The organism is bacterium (genome assembly GCA_036524115.1).
GTDB lineage: Bacteria > JAUVQV01 > JAUVQV01 > JAUVQV01 > DATDCY01 > DATDCY01.
In genome coordinates this window covers 1-2,039 of sequence record DATDCY010000301.1, presented here as the reverse complement: position 1 = coordinate 2,039, position 2,039 = coordinate 1, and the positions used below count along the sequence as shown (strand labels likewise).

3 protein-coding genes are annotated in these 2,039 nt (G+C 73.9%); 2 read left to right on the top strand and 1 reads right to left on the bottom strand.

Annotated features, from left to right (window positions below; genetic code table 11):
- Positions 1–687: ATP-binding cassette domain-containing protein (locus VI078_14320; protein ID HEY6000460.1), on the bottom strand; the 687-nt coding region annotated here is incomplete at its 3' end.
- 307 nt (positions 688–994) lie between these two features.
- Between VI078_14320 and VI078_14315 the strand changes: the two genes are divergently transcribed.
- Positions 995–1,624: a sigma-70 family RNA polymerase sigma factor gene (locus tag VI078_14315; GenBank protein ID HEY6000459.1), complete on the top strand. Its 630-nt coding sequence runs from the start codon at positions 995–997 to the stop codon at positions 1,622–1,624.
- Positions 1,621–2,039: anti-sigma factor (locus tag VI078_14310; GenBank protein HEY6000458.1), on the top strand; the 419-nt coding region annotated here is incomplete at its 3' end. The genes VI078_14315 and VI078_14310, both read left to right, overlap by 4 nt.

Genomic DNA, 2,039 nt, shown 5'->3' with positions numbered 1-2,039 from the left:
GTCGACGAGCTCGGCGCCGCGCGCCTGCGCCGCCAGCTCCGCCGGCGTCCCCTGGCCGACGAGGTGCCCCTCGTTGAAGATGAGCACCCGCTGGCAGGTGGCCTCGACCTCGGGGAGGATGTGCGAGCTCAGCAGCACGGTCTTCTCGCGGCCGATGCCGCGGATCAGCTCGCGGATCTCGATGATCTGCGTCGGGTCGAGCCCGACGGTCGGCTCGTCCAGGATGAGGATCTCCGGGTCGTGCAGCAGCGCGCCGGCCAGCCCGACCCGCTGGCGGTAGCCCTTCGAGAGCTGGCCGATGATCCGCCCGGCCACCTGCCCCAGCGCGCACGATTCCACGGCACGGCCGATTCGCTGCGGGACCTCGCCGCGCGGCACCGCGCGCACGGCCGCGACCAGCTCCAGGTACTCGCGCACCGTCATCTCGGGGTAGAGCGGGTTGTTCTCCGGCAGGTAGCCGAGGCGCCGGCGCACTTCCAGCGGCTCGGTCGCGACGTCGAAGCCGGCAAGGTTCGCGCTGCCGGTGTCGGCCGTGAGATAGCCGGCGAGGATGCGCATCGTGGTCGTCTTGCCGGCGCCGTTGGGCCCGAGCAGGCCGAGGACCTCGCCGCGCGCGACCTCGAACGAGACGTCGTCGACGGCGAGCGTCCGCCCGAAGCGCTTGCTCACCCCCGAAACCGTGATCATCGGCGACCCGGCCGCTCCCTCTCCTGCATCAGTGCCACTCTCGCGGGCGACGGCGCCCGACACCGCGCTGATTGACCCGCGCGCCAGGAAAAAGTTCCGCCCTGGCGCGGGGGCGATGGAAGAAAATACTCGCATTCGCGCCGCTGTCAACTGCGGCGCGCCGGGGTGCGGCGGCGGGCTGTCGGGGCGTCGCGGGCCGCCGCGTTTCCGTGTTGGCCGCCGACCTGCTAGATTGGGGCACGACGTGCGGAGCGCGGGAACAAACGACGATGCGGGGAAGTCTCTCCAGGTGACGGGCGAGCGGGGAATGGAAACGACCGGAACAGCGGGCCCTGACCCGGACGCCGAGCTGGTGCAGCGGGCCCGCGCCGGGGACGAGGGGGCGTACGAGCGGCTCGTGGTCGGCCACCAGCGGCGCGCGTTCAACGTGGCGTACCGGATCCTCGGCGACTACGAGGAGGCCGCGGACGTGACGCAGGAGGCGTTCGTGCAGGCGTACCGGGCCCTCGGCGGCTTCCGCGGGGAGGCGCGCTTCGGCAACTGGCTGCTGGCGATCGTGCTCAACCAGTCGCGCAACCGCCTCAAGCACTGGAAGCGCCGGGCCCGGGCGAAGCACGACAGCCTCAGCGACCCGGTGGGCGGCGAGGACTCGGAGCTGCGCCGCGAGCTGACCGACCCCGCGCCGAACCCGCTGGCGCGGCTCGAGTCGCGCCAGCTGGAGGAACTGGTACGGGAGGAGGTCCGCCACATCGACGCGGAGCAGGCGGAAGTGCTCGTGCTGAGGGAGCTGCAGGACATCGGGTACGAGGAGATCGCCCAGATGCTGGCGGTGCCGGTGGGAACGGTCAAGTCGCGGCTCCACCGGGGGCGCGCGGCGCTGGCGGAGCGGCTGCGACGGCGCCTCGGGCAGGCCGGCGCGGCGGAGGAGGCGCGATGAGCCCGCGTGCGTGCGAGGAGATCCGCGCGCTGCTGCCGGCGCACCTCGACGGCGAGCTCGATCGCGACACCGCGGCCGGCGTGGGCGCGCACCTCGAAGGCTGCCGCGCCTGCCGGGAGGAGCTCGAGACGCTGCAGCTGGCGGTCGAGGCGCTGCGACGTCTCCCGGACCTGCCGGCGCCCGCCTCCATCCTGAATGGCGTGCGGGCGCGGTTGCGGCCCGTGCCGTGGCACCGCCGCCTCCTCGCGGGGCGCTCCTGGCTGGCCGGCGTCCCCGTCGGCGCGCTCGCCACGCTGCTCGTCGTCGTCGGCGTGGCCCTGTTCCAGGCGCGCTATCCCGGGCTGCGCGACAAGGCGGGCCCGCCGGCCGTGACCGGACCTGGGGCCGCGCCTGAGGGAACCCCTCGCGCCCTGCC